At 69.9% G+C, this 18,669-nt stretch carries 19 protein-coding genes; 14 read left to right on the forward strand and 5 right to left on the reverse strand.

What is annotated here, in order from left to right; genetic code table 11:
- From sepH to ACTWQO_RS32220, 3 genes are all read right to left on the reverse strand, one after another.
- Positions 1-909 (reverse strand): septation protein SepH (gene sepH / locus ACTWQO_RS32210; protein WP_443240901.1); only part of this gene is annotated, 909 nt, incomplete at its 3' end.
- 426 nt (positions 910-1,335) lie between these two features.
- The gene (locus tag ACTWQO_RS32215) at positions 1,336-2,655 is read right to left on the reverse strand and encodes a D-arabinono-1,4-lactone oxidase (protein ID WP_443240902.1); all 1,320 of its coding nucleotides are present in this window, start codon (positions 2,653-2,655) and stop codon (positions 1,336-1,338) included.
- Positions 2,615-3,853: an MFS transporter gene (locus tag ACTWQO_RS32220; RefSeq protein WP_443240903.1), complete on the reverse strand. Its 1,239-nt coding sequence runs from the start codon at positions 3,851-3,853 to the stop codon at positions 2,615-2,617. The genes ACTWQO_RS32215 and ACTWQO_RS32220 overlap by 41 nt, the downstream gene beginning before the upstream one ends.
- A 181-nt stretch (positions 3,854-4,034) precedes the next feature.
- Here ACTWQO_RS32220 and ACTWQO_RS32225 point away from each other — a divergent pair, with 181 nt between their 5' ends.
- Positions 4,035-5,162 carry a ferrochelatase gene (locus tag ACTWQO_RS32225; protein ID WP_443240904.1) on the forward strand — a complete coding sequence of 376 codons (1,128 nt, stop codon included), beginning with the start codon at positions 4,035-4,037 and terminating at the stop codon, positions 5,160-5,162.
- An 8-nt stretch (positions 5,163-5,170) separates the two neighbouring features.
- Entirely contained in the window at positions 5,171-5,986 is an 816-nt protein-coding gene (locus tag ACTWQO_RS32230; protein WP_443240905.1) for an inositol monophosphatase family protein, read from the forward strand.
- A 92-nt stretch (positions 5,987-6,078) separates the two neighbouring features.
- On the opposite strand, the gene ACTWQO_RS32235 is transcribed toward ACTWQO_RS32230, so the two are convergent.
- Entirely contained in the window at positions 6,079-6,252 is a 174-nt protein-coding gene (locus ACTWQO_RS32235; protein WP_003997305.1) for a hypothetical protein, read from the reverse strand.
- A gap of 416 nt (positions 6,253-6,668) precedes the next feature.
- Here ACTWQO_RS32235 and ACTWQO_RS32240 point away from each other — a divergent pair, with 416 nt between their 5' ends.
- From ACTWQO_RS32240 to ACTWQO_RS32255, 4 genes are all read left to right on the forward strand, one after another.
- A complete protein-coding gene (locus ACTWQO_RS32240; RefSeq protein WP_007385219.1) occupies positions 6,669-7,322 on the forward strand; it encodes a response regulator transcription factor in 654 nt (217 codons plus the stop codon).
- Positions 7,323-7,326: 4 nt separating this feature from the next.
- Positions 7,327-8,559, forward strand: a complete 1,233-nt coding sequence (locus tag ACTWQO_RS32245; RefSeq protein ID WP_443240906.1) for a sensor histidine kinase — start codon at positions 7,327-7,329, stop codon at positions 8,557-8,559.
- 394 nt (positions 8,560-8,953) lie between these two features.
- Positions 8,954-9,250, forward strand: a complete 297-nt coding sequence (locus ACTWQO_RS32250; RefSeq protein WP_005481602.1) for a DUF4193 domain-containing protein — start codon at positions 8,954-8,956, stop codon at positions 9,248-9,250.
- Between the two features lie 13 nt (positions 9,251-9,263).
- Positions 9,264-10,178: a hypothetical protein gene (locus ACTWQO_RS32255; RefSeq protein WP_443240907.1), complete on the forward strand. Its 915-nt coding sequence runs from the start codon at positions 9,264-9,266 to the stop codon at positions 10,176-10,178.
- Positions 10,179-10,191: 13 nt separating this feature from the next.
- Here ACTWQO_RS32255 and ACTWQO_RS32260 read toward each other — a convergent pair whose 3' ends face one another.
- Positions 10,192-10,656 (reverse strand): DUF3093 domain-containing protein, encoded by a 465-nt coding sequence (locus ACTWQO_RS32260; RefSeq protein ID WP_443240908.1) that lies wholly within the window; start codon positions 10,654-10,656, stop codon positions 10,192-10,194.
- A gap of 58 nt (positions 10,657-10,714) precedes the next feature.
- Between ACTWQO_RS32260 and ACTWQO_RS32265 the strand changes: the two genes are divergently transcribed.
- The 8 genes from ACTWQO_RS32265 (at position 10,715) to ACTWQO_RS32300 (ending at position 18,527) form a co-directional block, all read left to right on the forward strand.
- A complete protein-coding gene (locus ACTWQO_RS32265) occupies positions 10,715-11,299 on the forward strand; it encodes a PaaI family thioesterase (protein WP_328355196.1) in 585 nt (194 codons plus the stop codon).
- Positions 11,296-11,847: a dUTP diphosphatase gene (dut, locus tag ACTWQO_RS32270; RefSeq protein WP_443240909.1), complete on the forward strand. Its 552-nt coding sequence runs from the start codon at positions 11,296-11,298 to the stop codon at positions 11,845-11,847. Before ACTWQO_RS32265 ends, dut begins: the two co-directional genes overlap by 4 nt.
- A 1-nt stretch (position 11,848) precedes the next feature.
- Entirely contained in the window at positions 11,849-12,610 is a 762-nt protein-coding gene (locus ACTWQO_RS32275) for a DUF3710 domain-containing protein (RefSeq protein ID WP_443240910.1), read from the forward strand.
- 159 nt (positions 12,611-12,769) lie between these two features.
- Complete coding sequence (locus ACTWQO_RS32280) at positions 12,770-13,948, forward strand: alginate lyase family protein (protein ID WP_443240911.1); 1,179 nt, start codon at positions 12,770-12,772, stop codon at positions 13,946-13,948.
- A gap of 116 nt (positions 13,949-14,064) precedes the next feature.
- Positions 14,065-16,626, forward strand: a complete 2,562-nt coding sequence (locus ACTWQO_RS32285; RefSeq protein WP_443240912.1) for a DUF4118 domain-containing protein — start codon at positions 14,065-14,067, stop codon at positions 16,624-16,626.
- Complete coding sequence (locus tag ACTWQO_RS32290) at positions 16,623-17,306, forward strand: response regulator (RefSeq protein ID WP_443240913.1); 684 nt, start codon at positions 16,623-16,625, stop codon at positions 17,304-17,306. The genes ACTWQO_RS32285 and ACTWQO_RS32290 overlap by 4 nt, the downstream gene beginning before the upstream one ends.
- A 45-nt stretch (positions 17,307-17,351) precedes the next feature.
- Entirely contained in the window at positions 17,352-17,750 is a 399-nt protein-coding gene (locus ACTWQO_RS32295; protein ID WP_362942978.1) for an OB-fold nucleic acid binding domain-containing protein, read from the forward strand.
- A 3-nt stretch (positions 17,751-17,753) separates the two neighbouring features.
- Complete coding sequence (locus ACTWQO_RS32300; RefSeq protein WP_443240914.1) at positions 17,754-18,527, forward strand: DUF3159 domain-containing protein; 774 nt, start codon at positions 17,754-17,756, stop codon at positions 18,525-18,527.
- Positions 18,528-18,669: the final 142 nt, after the last annotated feature.

Consider the following 18,669-nt stretch of genomic DNA (forward strand, 5'->3'; position numbering starts at 1 on the left):
GCCTCCGGAATGTGTCCCGAGGACATCGTCATAGGCGGAACCGGCCCCGGCCGAGGCGGCCGGCGCAGCGGGTTCCTCCTCGGCGGGTTCGGGCGCGGCGGGAGGTTCCTCCACCGGCTCCGGCGCCGGGCGTTCCGGGACGACCATGTCGCCGCGGAAGCTCGGCACCGCCTCCAGGAGGCTGGTCAGCGAGTCGCGTTCGCCGGTGCTCTCCACCTCGGGTTCGGGGGAGGGCGACGGCAGCATCGGACGGTCCGGGCGGTCCATCGGGCGATCGCGGGGCAGCCGGGCGATGCGTGGCACGAAGGGGAAGCTGGGCTCCGCCGTGGCGAGGTCCTCGGACTCGCCGATCAGCGAGCGCGCCTCCTCGTCGACGGCCTGCACGAGCCGCCGGGGCGGGTCGTACGTCCAGCTCGCCGAGTGCGGTTCGCCCGCGACGAGGTAGACCAGCAGGACTTCCCAGGTGCCGTCGTCACGGCGCCACGAGTCCCACTGGACGCTGTCCTTCTCGGCGCCGCGCAGCAGCAGCCGCTCCTGGACGGTCTCGCCGAGCTGAGGTCCGGCAGCGTTCTCGCCGGGTCTGCGGACGGGTGTCTTGCGGGCGCGCTCGGCCATGAAGGCGCGCTCGGCCAGCACCGGGCCCTCGAAGCGGCGCACGCGGTCGACCGGAATTCCGGCCATCTGTGCGACCTCTTCCGCGGTCGCACCCGCACGTATGCGCGCCTGGATGTCACGGGGGCGGAGATGGCTCTCCACCTCGATCTCGATCTGGCCGAGGCGTGGCCGGTCGCCGCGCACGGCGGCGCGCAGCCGTTCATCAATCGGAAGGGTGTACTCCGTCGAGTCGGCAGCCTTGAGCACCAGCCGTGTGCCGTCATTGGAGACGGCCACGACACGCAGTTCGGGCATGGGGACCTCCCGGGTGGTGCCTGCCGACGTCACGTGCGTCGCTGCTTCCGCTAGTCGAGTGTGGCCTGCCCGGGTGCAGCCTGCCACAACCTTGCCGAGTTGCCCGGCGTGTCGGGCCAGGGCCCTGGATCGCCGTTATGGCACGGTTACCTATTCGCAACGCTAAGTGACAAACTCCGTCACCCTGTGCAACTAGCCCCCTCACGGCGGTCCTTGAAGGCCACGGACGCCCTGGCGGGAGACCGGACCCAGGGCTCGCAACAGTACTCCATTTGGACCACGTGCGTGGATTGGCTCGCCGCCCAACTTCTGGCAAGGGGTGGGACTTGGCCGTACGGGTGCGGGTTTTCGGGATCTTGAAAGTGGCGCACTTCACGCAATCGGCAGAAACGGAACCAATGGTTACGCGTGCACGTCCCAAGTCGGTTACGACCCCAGCACCCTCCGCAAGTAGTCGTTCTGGAACCGCCGTTCGGGATCGAGCCGATCCCGCAACGCCGTGAACTCACCGAATCGGGGGTACACCCCGGCGAAGTAATCGGCGTCCCGGGTGTGCACCTTGCCCCAGTGCGGGCGGCCCTCGTGCGCGGTGAAGATTCGTTCGGCGGCGGTGAAGTACGCCTGATAGGGCGTCCCCTTGAACATGTGGACGGCGATGTAGGCGGTGTCGCGGCCGGACGCCGTGGAGAGCGTGATGTCGTCGGCGGGGGCCGTGCGCACCTCGACCGGGAAACTGATCCTGAGGCCGGAGCGGTCGACCGTCGTCTTCAGTTCGCGCAGCGTCTCGACGACGGCCTCGCGCGGAACGGCGTACTCCATCTCCACGAAGCGCACCCGGCGCGGAGAAGTGAAGACTTTGTAGGGGATATCGGTGTAAGTCCGGGCGGACAGCGCCTTGCTGGAGATCTGGGCGATCGCCGGGACGGTGGCGGGCACCGCCCGGCCGGCCCACTGGGCCACCTGGAAGACGCCGTTGGAGAGGAACTCGTCCTCGAACCAGCCCGCGAGCTGCCCCACCGGCTGTTCCGGGCCCGCGCTGCGGTTGTTGCGCTTGGTGTTGGTGTTGCCGGTGTGCGGGAACCAGTAGAACTCGAAGTGCTCGTTCTCCGCCCAGAGTTCGTCGAACCGGCTGGTGACCTGGTCCAGACTCATCGGCTCCTCGCGGGCCGTGAGCAGGAAGATCGGCTCCACGGCGAAGGTGATCGCGGTGATGATGCCGAGGGCGCCCAGGCCTGTGCGCGCGGCCGCGAAGACCTCCGGATTCTCCTTCTCGGAGCAGGTGAGCACCGAGCCGTCGGCCGTGACCAGCTCAAGGCCCTTGATCTGGGCGGCTATCGAGGCCGAGTCGCGACCGGTGCCGTGGGTGCCGGTGCTGGTGGCCCCGGAGACCGTCTGCTCCATGATGTCGCCCATGTTCGTGAGCGACAGGCCCTCACGGGCGAGAGCCATGTTGAGTCTCTTGAGCGGGGTGCCGGCCTCCACCGTGACCGTCCCGGCTTCGCGATCAATGTTGCGGATGCCGGTCAACAGTTGAGGGCGGATCAACACACCGTCGGTGGCGGCGACGGACGTGAACGAATGCCCGGAACCGACGGCCTTCACCGTCAGCCCGTCCTCCGCCGCCTTGCGTACGGCCGCGGCCAGTTCGTCCACGGAGGCGGGTTCGACCTGCCGCGCCGGCCGGGCGGCGACGGTGCCACCCCAGTTACGCCACGTGCCGTTCCTGCCGCTCACTGTGGTGCTCAACGGTGCCTCCCCGCCGTGGGGCCGGCCTGCTGAGCCGGCGATACCCGAGGAAACCGACCGCGACCGCGACGGCCCCGGACACCGCCGGAACCCCGTACCCGGCACGCGCTCCGGCCGCGTCGATGACCCAGCCGGCCACGGAGGAGCCGAGTGCGACCCCGACCGCGAGCCCTGTGCTCACCCAGGTCATGCCTTCGGTGAGCTGCGCGCGTGGTACGTGCTCTTCGATGAGGGACATCGTCGTGATCATCGTGGGAGCGATGGACAGACCCGCAACGAACAGCGCCACGGCCAGAAACGGCAAGTTTCCGACCAGTAGGAGGGGGATCATACTCACGGCCATCATGAATACGCCCAGCAGCCAGCGACGTTCGGGCGCCCCATGGAACCGCAGCAGCCCGAACACGGCTCCTGCTACGCAGGAGCCCGCGGCGTAGATCGCCAGCACCAGGCTCGCGGCGCCCTTGTGCCCCTGCTCCTCGGCGAAGGCCACGGTGACCACGTCGACGGCCCCGAAGATCGCTCCGGTCGCCACGAAGGTGGCCACCAGGACCTGCAGACCGGGTGCGCGCAGCGCGCTGCCGCCGCTGTGGTGCTCGCGCGGATGCGGCTTCGGCTCGGTCGCGCGCTGTGCGGTGAGCCAGAAGACCCCGGCCGCCAGGAAGCAGGCGGCGAGCAGCGGTCCCGCCTCCGGGAACCACGCCGTGGACAGGCCGATGGAGATGATCGGCCCGAAGATGAAGCAGATCTCGTCCACCACGGACTCGAAGGAGTACGCGGTGTGCAGCTGCGGGGTGCCCCGGTACAGGGCCGCCCAGCGGGCACGGATCATCGCTCCGATGCTCGGCACGCAGCCGATCCCGACGCAGGCCACGAACAGCACCCAGTCCGGCCACTCGTAGTGCGCGGCGAACAGCAGCAGTGCCGCCGCGACGAGCGACACCAGCGTCGCCGGGCGCAGCACCCGCCGCTGCCCGTACCGGTCCACCAGCCGCGACACCTGCGGGCCCGCGATCGCGGCCGCCAGCGCGATGGTGGCCGACAGGGCGCCCGCCAGTCCGTACCGCCCGGTGAGCTGGGAGATCATCGTGACGACGCCGATGCCCATCATCGACAGCGGCATCCGCCCGAGGAAGCCGGCGGCGGCGAAGCCCTTGGAGCCGGGGGCGGCGAACAGGGCGAGGTACGGGCTGGGCACGGGGTCTCCGGTACGGCGGGTGCGGGTTTCCCTCGGCCGGGCACTGGCCCGGCGCGGGCTGGGGTAAGGCGTAAAGAGGGCTGATACAGGTTACGAGGCATGTCACCCACTTGCACCACCGGGACCGCACCGGTCACCCCGCCGTTTCCCGGCTGTCAGTGCCGGGTGGCAGGATCGAGTCATGCCAGACGCGCTCGATGCCTCTCCCTACGACGCCCTGCTCCTGCTCTCGTTCGGCGGCCCGGAGGGCCCGGACGACGTGGTTCCGTTCCTGGAGAACGTGACGCGAGGGCGCGGCATCCCCAAGGAACGCCTCAAGGAAGTCGGCCGGCACTACTTCCTGTTCGGCGGGGTCAGCCCGATCAACGACCAGAACCGCGCCCTTCTCGACGCCCTCCGCAAGGACTTCGCCGAGCACGGCGTGGACCTGCCGATCTACTGGGGCAACCGCAACTGGGCGCCGTACCTGACGGACACCCTGCGCGAGATGGTCGCCGACGGCCGCCGCCGCATCCTGGTCCTCGCCACCAGCGCCTACGCCTCGTACTCGGGCTGCCGCCAGTACCGCGAGAACCTGGCGGACTCGCTCGCCCAGCTTCAGGCCGAGGGCCTGGAGCTGCCGAAGATCGACAAGCTGCGGCACTACTTCAACCACCCCGGCTTCCTGGAGCCCATGATCGACGGCGTGCTCCAGTCACTGGCCGATCTCCCCGAGGACGTCCGGGACGGCGCGCACATCGCCTTCACCACCCACTCGATCCCGACGGCCGCCGCGGACACCTCCGGCCCGGTCGAGGACCACGGTGACGGCGGCGCCTACGTCGAGCAGCACCTGGACGTCGCGGAGTTGATCGCGGAGGCCGTGCGCGAGCGCACCGGCATCGACCACCCCTGGCAGCTGGTGTACCAGTCGCGCTCCGGAGCCCCCCACATTCCGTGGCTGGAGCCCGACATCTGCGACCACCTTGAGGAACGCCACGCGGCCGGGGTCCCGGCGGTCGTCATGGCGCCCATCGGTTTCGTCTCCGACCACATGGAGGTCCTGTACGACCTCGACACGGAGGCCAAGGCGAAGGGCGAGGAGCTGGGGCTGCCGTTGCGCCGCTCCGCCACCGTCGGCGCAGACCCGCGGTTCGCCGCCGCCATCCGCGACCTCGTCCTGGAGCGGGCCGCCGTCGAGCGCGGCCAGGAGGTCACACCGTGCGCCCTGGGCGCCCTGGGACCGAGCCACCACCTCTGCCCGGTGGGCTGCTGCCCGGCCCGCGCCCCCCGTCCCGCCGCCGCGGGCGCCGACAGCACGTACGCGTGAGGAGCGCCGTGACCGACCCCCTGCACTCGGACCTGCTCGCCCTGGCCCAGGAGGCCGCCCGACAGGCGGGCGAGCTGCTGCGTGACGGCCGCCCGGCCGACCTCGCGGTCGCCGCCACCAAGTCCAGCCCGATCGACGTGGTGACCGAGATGGACATCGCGGCCGAGAAGCTGATCACCGGACTGATCGCCGACCGCCGCCCCGACGACGGCTTCCTCGGCGAGGAGGGCGCCTCCGTCGAGGGCTCGAGCGGCATCCGCTGGGTGATCGACCCGCTCGACGGTACCGTCAACTACCTGTACGGACTGCCGACTTGGGCCGTCTCCATCGCCGCCGAGCAGAACGGCGAGCGAGTCGTCGGTGTCGTCGCGGCGCCGATGCGCGGTGAGACGTTCCACGCGATACGCGGCGGCGGCGCGTGGGCCACGGGCGCGTGGGACGGCGAGCGGAAGCTGACCTGCCGCCCGGCGCCGCCCCTCGACCAGGCCCTGGTCTCGACCGGCTTCAACTACGTCTCCGAAGTCCGCGCCCACCAGGCCGACGTCGTACAGAAACTCATCCCGCTCCTGCGTGACATCCGGCGCGGCGGCTCGGCCGCGGTCGACCTGTGCGACGTGGCCGCGGGCCGCCTGGACGGCTACTACGAGCGGGGCCTGCACCCCTGGGACCTGGCCGCCGGTGACCTGATCGCCCGTGAAGCAGGCGCGCTGACCGGCGGACGCCCCGCAGAGCCCCCGTCGAACGCCCTGACGGTCGCGGCCACACCGGGCGTCTTCGAGCCCCTTCAGCGCCTCCTGGAGGACTTCGGCGCCTGGCACGACTGAGCAAGATCCACGACTGAGCAAGAACCGCGTCCCCAAACGACAGTCCCCGGCGCTGGATTCGCCGGGGACTGTCGTCGTGCGCGTGCTGTGGATCAGACGCTGGACGCGCCGACCTCCACACCGTGTTCGGCCGCGAGGCGGCGCAGGTCGTCGAGTTCGCCCTGCTCCACCTCGACGAGGAAGTCGTCGCCCTCGTCACGAGCCCGCGTCAGGTCGGACTCGGTCGCCCTTATGCGCTGCAGAAGTCCTGCGGTGAATGCGTCCATGCTGCGCCCCCTCGTCCTGGGTCGTGGGTCGGTGGCACGGGGGTGTGCCGTTCGGAAGGGGCGATCACGTCTCCTGTGGATGCCCAGCGCTGCCCGGGCTGGGCGGCGACGGTGCCGGACACCCACGCCCGCTCTGCGGAAAGCGGATTGCGGCGTACCGCATGGTGCTGCGGTACATGCAGAGCGTGATCGCGGGGTGTAATCGGTCCTCCCCGCGCTCCCTCCCACGGAAACCTCAACCCGAGGAGAAAATCTCGTATTCCCGGTTGCCGCACGCTCCTCCAGGGCCCCGGTTCCCCGCCTTACCGCCGACTTATGGCCGAAAAGGGCAGGATGGAGGTCAACAATCCCACGTAGACCCTGCCCGCGTGCGCCCTGGAGGCGCTACGCGGGTGGACACAGGAAGGACAAGCGACGTGCGCGTACTCGTCGTCGAGGACGAGCAACTGCTCGCCGATGCGGTGGCCACCGGACTGCGCCGGGAGGCCATGGCCGTCGACGTCGTGTACGACGGTGCGGCCGCCCTGGAGCGCATCGGCGTCAACGACTACGACGTGGTCGTCCTCGACCGCGACCTCCCGCTGGTGCACGGCGACGACGTCTGCCGCAAGATCGTCGAACTCGGCATGCCCACACGCGTGCTGATGCTCACGGCCTCGGGCGACGTCAGCGACCGGGTCGAGGGCCTGGAGATCGGCGCCGACGACTATCTCCCCAAGCCCTTCGCGTTCAGCGAGCTGACGGCACGCGTGCGTGCCCTGGGCCGGCGCACCAGCGTGCCACTGCCGCCCGTCCTGGAGCGCGCCGGCATCAAGCTCGACCCGAACCGCCGCGAGGTCTTCCGCGACGGCAAGGAGGTCCAGCTCGCGCCGAAGGAGTTCGCCGTACTGGAGGTGCTGATGCGCAGCGAGGGCGCGGTCGTCTCCGCGGAACAGCTGCTGGAGAAGGCCTGGGACGAGAACACGGACCCGTTCACCAACGTCGTGCGCGTGACCGTGATGACCCTGCGCCGCAAGCTGGGCGAGCCGCCCGTCATCGTCACCGTCCCCGGCTCCGGTTACCGGATCTGATCCAGTGGCCGCCACACCGGCGCCTCCCCAGGCGCCCCCGAAGCCCACCTGGGACCCCCGCAGGCCGGAGGCCCCGTTCCCCTGGCTGCGCCCGACCATCCGGATACGGCTCACGCTGCTGTACGGCGGCATGTTCCTGATCGCGGGCATCCTGCTGCTGTCGATCATCTATCTGCTGGCGGCGCAGGCGCTGAACGTCGGCAGCAACCTCCCCTTCAAGATCGTCGAGGGCAAGGTCACCAGCGACATCTGCAACCTGCCCGACAGCGCCTCGCCGAGCACGTTCAACAGCGCCATGAACGACTGCGTCAACGAGCAGCGTCAGCACGCCCTGGACAATCTGCTCAGCCGCTCGCTGCTGGCCCTCCTCGGCCTCGCCGTGATCGCCTTCGCGTTCGGCTACGCCATGGCGGGCCGCGTCCTGTCGCCGCTGGGCCGGATTCTGCGCACGGCACGCGCGGTGGCGGGCTCGGACCTGTCCCGCCGGATCGAGCTGGACGGCCCGGACGACGAGATCAAGGAACTGGCGGACACCTTCGACGACATGCTGGAGCGGCTGCAGAGAGCCTTCACCGCCCAGCAGCGCTTCGTCGGAAACGCGTCGCACGAACTGCGCACCCCGCTCGCGATCAACCGCACGCTCCTCGAAGTGCACCTGTCCGACCCGAACGCGCCGGTGGAGCTCCAGCAACTGGGCAAGACGCTGCTGGCCACCAACGAGCGCAGCGAGCAGCTCGTGGAGGGCCTGCTGCTGCTCGCGCGGAGCGACAACCAGATCGTCGAGCGCAAACCGGTGGACCTCGCCGAGGTCGCCTCGCAGGCCGTCGACCAGGTGCACGCCGAGGCGCAGGCCAAGGGCGTGCTGATCCGGGGCGAGCAGAAACCGGCGGTGGTCCAGGGCAACGGCGTACTGCTGGAGCGGATCGCACTGAACCTCGTACAGAACGCCGTGCGGTACAACGTCCCGGAGGGAGGCTGGGTCGAGGTCGGCACCGAGGTCCAGCACGGTCAGGCGGTCCTGGTCGTCACGAACACGGGCCCGGTCGTCCCGGCGTACGAGATCGACAATCTCTTCGAGCCGTTCAGACGGCTGCGCACCGAGCGCACGGGCAGCGACAAGGGCGTCGGACTCGGGCTGTCCATCGCCCGGTCCGTGGCCCGGGCACACGGCGGGCACATCACGGCACAACCACGAGAGGGGGGAGGGCTCGTGATGCGGGTCACCCTGCCCGTCTGAGATCATGCCGCGACACACACGGGGATGTTCGCTTTGCGCGGAATTTTCACGGACCGCTCCTGGCGTCTCCGTGTGTGATCGATCACAAAGGCAACTTTCCGGCCATCTACTCTCAGTGATCATGCACCCTGTCGGAAAGCCGGGAAAATCCCGGTTTTCGGGGGGCTTGATCACGGGAAGTACACGGTGAGACGCCTTTGAAGTGCGGCATCGGGACCGTGTACGGTCCGCATCGCCATCCAAGCCGATCACTCTTGAGGAGTCCGGTTGGGTGTCGATTGAGTAACAGACCTTGATGTGAGGCAAAATCTCCGCCTCGGGTCGGGCACAAGTCCGGCCTCTCACGCGTTACGTGCGCTGGAGACACCGCAGACACCCAGAGGGGGAGAGCGACATGGCAACGGATTACGACACCCCACGCAAGACCGACGACGACGTCGACTCGGACAGCCTTGAAGAGCTCAAGGCCCGTAGGAACGACAAGTCGACCTCCGCAGTGGACGTCGACGAGTTCGAGGCCGCAGAAGGCCTTGAGCTGCCCGGCGCGGACCTCTCGAACGAGGAGCTGGCCGTCCGGGTGCTGCCCAAGCAGCAGGACGAGTTCACTTGCATGAGCTGCTTCCTGGTGCACCACCGCAGCCAGCTGGCCCGGGAGAAGAACGGTCAGCCGATCTGCCGCGACTGCGACTGAGGACGGGTCGGCCGTGACTGGCTCGACCCCTCCCTGGAAGCGCCGCTTCCCCGCGCGGGGAGCGGACGAAGGGCCGCTCGACGGTCCTCATGGCGCGCGTGACGACGAGCGGGGCTCATCCGATTCAGGATCGGCCTCGCTCGAACCGGCCGACCGGGCTGACCTCCCGGTGCCGGTCCCGACGGAGGCTCCGGCACCCGTCGCACGGAGACGTGCGGCGGTCATCCGGGACAAGGCCAGGGAAGGCGTCCGCAAGAGCGGCAGCCGGGCCCGGGCGGGCCTGGCGTACCTCGCCGACCGGTTGATCGAGATCGCCCCGCGGATCCCCGTACGCGACCTCGAGACGCTGCGCCGGCAGTTCCCGGGCCTCGGGCCCGAGCAACTCGCGGACAAGCTCGTGACGGGCGCGGCGAACGCGACGTCCACGGTCGGCGCCGGCATCGGAGCGGCGGCCATGCTGCCAGTACCGCCCGCGATGCCGACCGAACTGGCCGCCGAGATCACCGGCGTCGCGGCCATCGAGCTGAAACTGATCGCCGAGCTGCACGAGGTCTACGGCGTACGCCCGCCCGGAAATCTCAAGCAGCGCAGCACCGCGTATCTGAACTCCTGGTCAGGAGAGCGCGGGGTCGACGTGACGAAGCCGTCGACGTTCAGTGCGGCGATGAACGGGCAGATGAAGCGCCAGCTGCGCCAGCAGATCATGAAGCGCATGGTCCGCAACCTGCCGAACCTGATGCCGTTCATGGTGGGCGCCGCGGTAGGGGCGGTCATGAACCGCAGAGACACCCGCAAGCTCGCCGAGCACATCCGCAAGGACCTGCGCAAGGCACAGGTGCCGTGGGAGACGCTGACCGAGTTGCCACCGCTGGAGACTCCGGCGGACCCGCTGCGCATCGGCGAGATCCCCAAGGAACTCGGGAACTGAACCGAAACTTTGCCTAGGCGGCCGCCGCCCGCGCGGCCTTCAGCGCCTCCGCCAGCCGCTCGGGCTCCCGCGTCGACAGGTACAGGTACGGCGTCGGGTCGTCCGGGTCGGTGACCTCGACCTTCAGCGCGGTCGGGATGTAGGCGCGCAGCAGCAGGAACGCGCGCGTGTCCGCCTTGTACGTGCGCCAGGCGCGCGCCTCCTCCGGGTCCAGGATCTCCGCCTCGCCCAGGGCCGTCACCGGGATCTTCGCCTCGCCCGCGATCAGCGAGCCGCCGACGACGCGGATGCGCGGCGAGCCGTACGAACTGGCGACGACGGCCGCGGCAGCGGTGCCGCCGGCCAGGCCGCCGAGCATCGGCAGCGTGCCGAACGGCAGCAGGATCAGTGCCATGGAGACCCCGACCAGGAGGCTGATCAGCCACCAGGAGCGGGGAGCGGTCAGGCGTTCTTCGTAGGGGGCGGCGGAGAGCTGCATGTGCCCAAGCTTGGCACGGTGTCGGTATATCTCCGACGCGCGGGTAAGGTCTGCGGCTGTGAGTGGTTCGTCCGCAGTTCTCAAGCCTCCCGCCGACGCCAGGAAGCCGGTGCGTCATCCCGACGCTCCCGCGCCCGGTGAACTGCTCGGCGCGCACTACGGCCAGTGCTTCGGCTGCGGCGGCGAGCAGGCTCACGGACTGCATCTGGAGGCGCGGGCGGGCGAGGGTGTCTCCCTCACCGCCGAGTTCACCGTGCGGACCGCACACCAGGGCGCCCCGGGCCTCGCGCACGGCGGTGTGCTGGCGAGCGCCCTCGACGAGGCCCTCGGCTCGCTGAACTGGCTGCTGCGGACGATCGCCGTGACCGGCCGCCTGGAGACGGACTTCGTCGCGCCGGTGGCGGTGGGCACCACGCTGCATCTGACCGCCGAGGTCGTGGCGGTGGCCGGACGGAAGATCTACTCGACGGCCGTCGGACGCATCGACGGTCCCGACGGACCCGTGGCCGTCCGCGCCGACGCGCTCTTCATCGAGGTGAAGGTCGATCACTTCGTCGACAACGGCCGCCCGGAGGAGATCCGGGCCGCCATGGACGACCCGGACCAGATCAGGCGCGCCCGCGCCTTCGAGGTGAATCCGTGAGCCGTGACCCCGTGAACGTGCTGATCCGGCGCGTCGACCCGGACGTACCGCTTCCGTCGTACGCGCACCCCGGTGACGCGGGCGCCGATCTGCGCACCACCGAGGCGTGCGAACTGAAGCCCGGTGAGCGGGCCGTGCTGCCCACGGGGGTGTCTGTCGCGCTCCCGGAGGGGTACGCGGCCTTCGTACACCCGCGATCCGGTCTCGCCGCCCGCTGCGGTGTCGCCCTCGTCAATGCCCCGGGGACGGTTGATGCCGGGTACCGTGGAGAGATCAAGGTGATCGTGGTGAATCTCGACCCGCGCGAGGCCGTGCGGTTCGAGCGCTTCGACCGGATTGCCCAACTGGTCGTCCAGCAGGTCGAGAGGGTCCGCTTCCAGGAGGTCGCGGAGCTTCCCGGGTCGGCGCGGGCCGAAGGGGGCTTCGGATCCACCGGCGGCCATGCCGCGGTGACCGGAACAAGCAGCACAAGCGGTCAGGCCGCCGTGGGCGGCGCGACGGGTGGGAATCGATACGCTTCGGTCGTATCCGACCGGGAAGGACAGTGACGTGTTCGGACGTCGCAAGAAGAAGGGTGCCGCCGACGACGCGGCCGGCGAGGCCGAGCAGGTCGTCGACAGTGTCGACACTGAGGCGGACGTTGAGGTAGAGGGCGGGCGCGTGCGGCTTGAGCCGGAACCGCGGCCCGACGGGCCCTGGGACAGCTCCGAGGTGAGCGATCCGGCCGAGGGCCGGGTCGACCTGGGCGGCATCTTCGTGCCGGGTGTCGACGGCATGGAGCTGCGGGTCGAGGTCGCGGGCGACGCGATCGTCGCGGCGACCGTCGTGCTGCGCGACAGCGCCGTCCAGTTGCAGGCCTTCGCCGCTCCCAAGCGCGAGGGCATCTGGGGCGAAGTGCGTGAGGAGATCGCCGGCGGCATCACTCAGCAGGGTGGCATCGTCGACGAGGTCGAGGGTCCGCTGGGCTGGGAGCTGCGCGCCCAGGTGCCGGTGCAACTGCCGGACGGCACGGGCGGCTTCCAGGTCGTGCGGTTCGTCGGTGTGGACGGGCCCCGCTGGTTCCTGCGCGGGGTGATCTCCGGGCAGGGTGCGGTGCAGCCGCAGGCCGCGGGGCTGCTGGAGCAGATCTTCCGGGACACGGTCGTGGTCCGCGGCGAGGGCCCGATGGCGCCTCGCGACCCGATCGTCCTGACGCTGCCGAACGACGCCCAGATGGTCCCCGAGAGCATCCAGCAGGAGGAGGCGGGCTCGCGCTTCTCCGGTGGTATGGGGCAGTTGCAGCGCGGACCGGAGATCACCGAGGTCCGCTAGCCAGACGCGAGAAGGGCCGCACCCCGGGTTCGGGGTGCGGCCCTTTTTCGTGCGCGGACCCTTGACGGCGGATTGGTCTGTACCTACGGTCTCCGGCCAGTGCCTGGTTCACAAAGGTGCTTCACGTTCACATACGAGAACGGAAGGCAGCCCACCGCTATGCGCCGTACCGCACTGTTCGCCACCGTCGCCGCCCTCGTCGCCGGCGCCCTCGCGTGGCCGGCCGCCCACCACGCCGACGCCGCCCCCACCACCTTCGTCCACCCCGGAGTCACCGTTTCACAGGGCCAGTTGGACTTCACCCGGAGCAAGGTCAACGCCGGCGCCCAGCCCTGGAAGGGCGCCTTCGACAAGATGATGGCGAGCAAGTACGCCGACCTGAACCGCACGCCCAAGCCCCGCGCGACCGTCGAGTGCGGCTCGTACTCGAACCCGAACCACGGCTGCACCGACGAGCGCGAGGACGCCCTCGCCGCGTACACCGACGCCCTCGCCTGGTACCTCACCCGCGACGAGCGCTACGCGAAGAAGGCCATCGCGCTGATGGACGCCTGGTCGGCCACGATCAAGGACCACACCAACAGCAACGCGCCCCTGCAGACCGGCTGGGCCGGCTCCACCTGGCCCAGAGCGGCCGAGATCATCAAGTACACGTACACCGGCGGCTGGGCGAACTCGGGCCGCTTCGCGACCATGCTCCGGGACGTCTATCTGCCCGAGATCATCAACGGCTCGAACTCCAACGGGAACTGGGAACTGTCGATGATGGAGGCCGCCGTCGGCATCTCCGTCTTCCTCGAGGACAAGACGTCGTACGACAAGGCCATGGCGAAGTTCCGCACCCGCACCGCCGCCTACGTCTACCTCTCCTCCGACGGCGAGCTGCCGAAGACGGTGCCCAGCCAGAACCTCAACACCCGGGAAAAGATCGTCAAGTACTGGCAGGGCCAGTCAACCTTCGTCACCGGACTCACCCAGGAAACCTGCCGCGACCTCACCCACACCGGATACGGCATCTCCGCGATCTCGCACGTCGCCGAGACCAGCCGGATCCAGGGGCAGGACCTGTACGGCACCGATGTCGGCGAGCGGCTGCGGCAGGCGCTCGGGTTCCAGGCGAAGTACGAGCTGGGGACGGCAGCGCCGAGCTGGCTGTGCGGCGGATCGCTGCGCCTGGGGCTCGGCCCGGTCACCGAGGTCGGCTACAACGCCCTGCACAACCGTCTCGGCCACGCCATGACCAACACCCAGACCGTCACCGAGCGAGGCCGGCCGGCGGGCAGCAACAACCTCTTCGTCGCCTGGGAGACGCTCACCCACGGGGACAACCCGAGCTGAGCCGTCAGGGTTCTGTCAAAGACGTCCCGTGGCGCCTACCGCGTCCCGTTTGTCCACATCGTTGGCCGTAAGGTCGACGCTGCGTACGCAGCAGTGAACGGGAAGACAATAGGGCCATGGGACGCGGCAAGCTTCGGATCTATCTCGGTGCGGCACCGGGGGTGGGCAAGACCTACGCGATGCTGTCCGAAGCGCACCGGCGGGTGGAGCGGGGCACGGACTGTGTGGTGGCGTTCGTCGAGCATCACGCCCGGCCGCGGACCGAGGTGATGCTGCACGGTCTGGAGCAGATCCCGCGCCGGGAGCTGGAGTACCGCGGCGGTCTCTTCACGGAGATGGACGTCGATGCGGTTCTCGCGCGCCGGCCGAGGGTGGCGCTGGTGGACGAGCTGGCGCACACGAACATTCCCGGGTCGCGGAATGCCAAGCGGTGGCAGGACGTGGAGGAGTTGCTGGCGGCCGGGATCGATGTGGTCTCGACGGTGAACATCCAGCATCTGGAGTCGCTGGGCGATGTCGTCGAGTCGATCACGGGGGTGCGGCAGCGGGAGACGGTGCCGGACGAGGTGGTGCGCCGCGCGGACCAGATAGAGCTGGTCGACATGTCGCCGCAGGCGCTGCGGCGGCGGATGGCGCACGGCAACATCTACCAGCCGGACAAGGTGGACGCGGCGCTGTCGAACTACTTCCGGCCGGGGAACCTGACGGCCTTGCGGGAGCTGGCGCTGCTGTGGGTGGCGGACCGGGTCGATGAGTACCTGCAGCAGTACCGCAGTGAGCACCGGGTGTCGGCGATCTGGGGTTCGCGGGAGCGGATCGTGGTGGGGCTGACCGGCGGTCCGGAGGGGCGGACGCTGATCCGGCGGGCGGCGCGGCTGGCGGAGAAGGGGGCGGGGGGTGAGGTGCTGGCGGTGTACATCGCCCGCAGTGACGGGTTGACGTCCGCGTCGCCCAAGGAGCTGGCGGTCCAGCGCACGCTCGTCGAGGACCTGGGCGGCACCTTCCACCATGTGGTCGGGGATGACGTTCCTGCCGCCCTGCTGGACTTCGCGCGCGGGGTGAACGCCACGCAGATCGTGCTCGGCGTATCGCGGCGCAAGAGCTGGCAGTACGTGTTCGGGCCGGGGGTGGGGGCGACGGTGGCCCGGGACTCCGGGCCCGATCTCGACGTCCACCTGATCACCCACGACGAGGCAGGCAAGGGACGGGGCCTGCCCGTCGCCCGGGGTGCGCGCCTCGGGCGGGCCAGGATCATCTGGGGCTGGCTGGTCGGACTGGCCGGCCCGGCGCTCCTGACGATCCTGCTGAACACCGTCGATCTCGGCCTGGCCAACAACATGCTGCTGTTCCTGACGGTGGTCGTGGCGGCGGCGCTGCTCGGCGGGCTCTTCCCGGCGCTGGCCTCGGCGGCCTTCGGGTCGCTGCTCCTGAACTACTTCTTCACCCGGCCCCTGCACCGGCTGACCATCGCGGACCCCAAGAACATCGTCGCCCTCATGATCTTCATCGGGGTGGCGGTGTCGGTGGCGTCGGTGGTGGATCTGGCCGCCCGGCGTACCCAGCAGGCGGCGCGGCTGCGGGCCGAGTCGGAGATCCTGTCGTTCCTGGCGGGCAATGTGCTGCGCGGCGAGACCGGGCTGGAGGAGCTGCTGGAGCGGGTACGGGAGACGTTCGGGATGGAGTCGGCGGCGCTGCTGGAGCGGCAGAGCGACGTGGACCCGTGGACCTGCGCCGGAAGCGTGGGGCCTCAGCCGTGCACGAACCCCGACGACGCGGACGTGGACGTCCCGGTGGGCGACCACATGGCGCTGGCGCTGAACGGACGGGTGCTGCCGGCGGAGGGCCGGCGGGTGCTGGCCGCGTTCGCCGCGCAGGCCGCGGTGGTGCTGGACCGGCGGCGGCTGCGGGCGGAGGCCGACCGGGCCCGGGCGCTGGCGGAGGGCAACCGCATCCGTACCGCGCTGCTGGCCGCCGTCAGCCACGACCTGCGCACCCCGCTGGCCGGCATCAAGGCGGCGGTCACCAGCCTGCGCTCCGACGACGTGGCGTGGTCGGAGGAGGATCAGGCGGAGCTGCTGGAGGGCATCGAGGACGGCGCCGACCGCCTCGACCACCTGGTGGGCAACCTTCTCGACATGTCCCGGCTGCAGACCGGCACGGTCACCCCGATCATCCGGGAGATCGACCTGGACGAGGTGGTGCCGATGGCGCTGGGCGGGGTGCCCGAGGACAGCGTGGAACTCGACATCCCCGAGACCTTGCCCATGGTGTCCGTCGACGCAGGGCTGCTGGAGCGCTCGGTGGCCAACCTGGTCGAGAACGCCGTGAAGTACAGCCCGGACGGCAAGCCCGTCCTGGTGTCCGCCAGCGCCATCGCCGACCGCGTCGAGGTGCGGGTGGTCGACCGCGGGCCCGGCGTCCCCGACGAGGCCAAGGAACGCATCTTCGAACCCTTCCAGCGTTACGGTGACGCCCCGCGCGGCGCCGGAGTCGGCCTCGGTCTCGCCGTCGCCCGCGGTTTCGCCGAGGCGATGGACGGCACCCTGCACGCCGAGGACACCCCCGGCGGCGGCCTCACCATGGTCCTCTCCCTCCACGGGACCGGCTCCCGCCCGCCGGACGCGGCCGGACCGCAGGAACCTCTTCACCCCGCTCGACCGGAAAGGCAGTCCCTATGACCCGGGTGCTCGTGATCGACGACGAGCCGCAGATCGTGCGCGCCCTAGTGATCAACCTCAAGGCCCGCAAGTACGAGGTCGACGCGGCCCACGACGGCGCCACCGCCCTCCAGCTCGCCGCCGCCCGCCACCCCGACGTCGTGGTGCTCGACCTGGGGCTGCCCGACCTGGACGGCGTCGAGGTGATCAAGGGGCTACGTGGCTGGACCCGGGTGCCGATCATCGTGCTCTCCGCCCGGCACACCTCCGACGAGAAGGTCGAGGCGCTGGACGCGGGCGCCGACGACTACGTCACCAAGCCCTTCGGCATGGACGAGCTGCTGGCCCGGCTGCGGGCCGCCGTCCGCCGCGCCGAGCCCACCGGGGGCGACGAGGACGACGTGACGGTGGAGACCGACGAGTTCACCGTCGACCTGGCCGCCAAGAAGGTCCACCGCGCCGGCAAGGACGTACGGCTGACCCCCACGGAGTGGCATCTCCTGGAGGTCCTCGTCCGCAACAGCGGCCGCCTGGTCAGCCAGAAGCAGCTGCTGCAAGAGGTCTGGGGGCCGTCGTACGGGACGGAGACGAACTATCTGCGGGTGTACATGGCCCAGCTCAGGAGGAAGCTGGAGGCCGACCCTTCGCATCCGAAGCACTTCATCACGGAACCCGGGATGGGGTACCGGTTCGAGCGCTAGGACGGGGGGTACGTAGCTGTCGGCGGGCCCCGGTACGCTTCAGATATGAGTGGTGTTCCTCGTTCCGAAAAGCCGGTGGGCCGGTTCCGGCGCATGCTCGACCGGCTCTCCTCGTCGCAGGAGGACCTGGAGTCGGAGGAACTGCGCGAGGACGCCGACACCGCAGGCTGTATCCGCATCGGTGACTGCCACGACCGTCAGATAGTGACGGTTACTGGTACCTTGCGCACGGTCACCCTGCGGCCGCGTGCCGGAGTCCCGGCCCTGGAGGCCGAGCTGTTCGACGGCTCCGCCGCGCTGGACGTGGTGTGGCTCGGCCGGCGTTCCATCGTGGGGATAGAGCCCGGACGCAAGCTGATCGCATCGGGCCGGATCTCGATGAGCCGGGGACGCCGTGTGCTGTTCAACCCGAAATACGAACTGAGACCCCTCGGACGGGAGTAGCCGGTGACGTCGCTCGACAAGCCGACCACAGACACCGAAGACACCGCAGCCGCCGGGCACGACGCCCGGGCGGTGACCGAGGCAGCGCTGTTCGAGGCGTTCGGCGGCCTGCGGGGCATGATCGAGACGGTGTTGCCCGGTCTTCTCTTCGTCACCATCTACACGATCAACAAGGACCTGCACCTGTCGGCGATCGCCGCCCTCGGTGTGTCCCTGCTGCTGGTCGTGGTCCGTCTGGCGATGAGGGACACCGTCAAGCACGCCTTCAGCGGAGTCTTCGGCGTCGCCTTCGGTGTCGTGTTCGCGATGATGACGGGCAACGCCAAGGACTTCTACCTGCCCGGCATGCTCTACACGCTGGGCCTGGCGCTCGCGTACATCATCACGACCCTGGCCGGCGTCCCGCTGCTCGGCCTGATCCTCGGCCCGGTCTTCAAGGAGAACCTCTCCTGGCGCACCCGCAATCCGGGCCGCAAGAAGGCGTACGCCAAGGCCAGTTACGCCTGGGGCCTGATCCTGCTCGCCAAGTGCGCGATCCTCTTCCCGCTGTACTGGTGGGCCGACACCACCCAGCTCGGCTGGGTCCTGGTCGCCCTGAAGATCCCGCCGTTCCTCCTGGCCGTCTGGCTGACCTGGGTCTTCCTCGCGAAGGCTCCGGCACCGATCGACGTCTTCGCCGAGATGGAGGCGGAGGAGAAGGCCGAGCAGGAACGCAAGGCAGCTCTCACGCAGGAGCACGACGAGGCCACGGCGGGCCGGCACCGCCGGGACGCGTAGGCGCTCCGCTGGAGGTGCCCGCGATATGCCGTCGATCGTCTGCGGCGGCGTCGTGGCTCGTCGCGCCCGCGCGGCGGAGCCGCACATCGATACAGCGCCGCGCCCCTTCGGGGCGCTGACGAACCGCAGCAGAGTTCGCCCG

This window comes from Streptomyces sp. 4N124 (genome assembly GCF_052245395.1).
GTDB lineage: Bacteria > Actinomycetota > Actinomycetes > Streptomycetales > Streptomycetaceae > Streptomyces.

What these genes read in the sequence shown, in the direction of transcription:
- ACTWQO_RS32280 (WP_443240911.1), top strand. Translation starts at nt 12,770, where the DNA reads ATGCGCCGTACCGCACTGTTCGCCACCGTCGCCGCCCTCGTCGCCGGC.
- ACTWQO_RS32250 (WP_005481602.1), top strand. Translation starts at nt 8,954, where the DNA reads ATGGCAACGGATTACGACACCCCACGCAAGACCGACGACGACGTCGAC.
- ACTWQO_RS32290 (WP_443240913.1), top strand. Translation starts at nt 16,623, where the DNA reads ATGACCCGGGTGCTCGTGATCGACGACGAGCCGCAGATCGTGCGCGCC.
- ACTWQO_RS32285 (WP_443240912.1), top strand. Translation starts at nt 14,065, where the DNA reads ATGGGACGCGGCAAGCTTCGGATCTATCTCGGTGCGGCACCGGGGGTG.
- ACTWQO_RS32295 (WP_362942978.1), top strand. Translation starts at nt 17,352, where the DNA reads ATGAGTGGTGTTCCTCGTTCCGAAAAGCCGGTGGGCCGGTTCCGGCGC.
- ACTWQO_RS32225 (WP_443240904.1), top strand. Translation starts at nt 4,035, where the DNA reads ATGCCAGACGCGCTCGATGCCTCTCCCTACGACGCCCTGCTCCTGCTC.
- ACTWQO_RS32260 (WP_443240908.1), bottom strand. Translation starts at nt 10,656, where the DNA reads ATGCAGCTCTCCGCCGCCCCCTACGAAGAACGCCTGACCGCTCCCCGC.
- ACTWQO_RS32235 (WP_003997305.1), bottom strand. Translation starts at nt 6,252, where the DNA reads ATGGACGCATTCACCGCAGGACTTCTGCAGCGCATAAGGGCGACCGAG.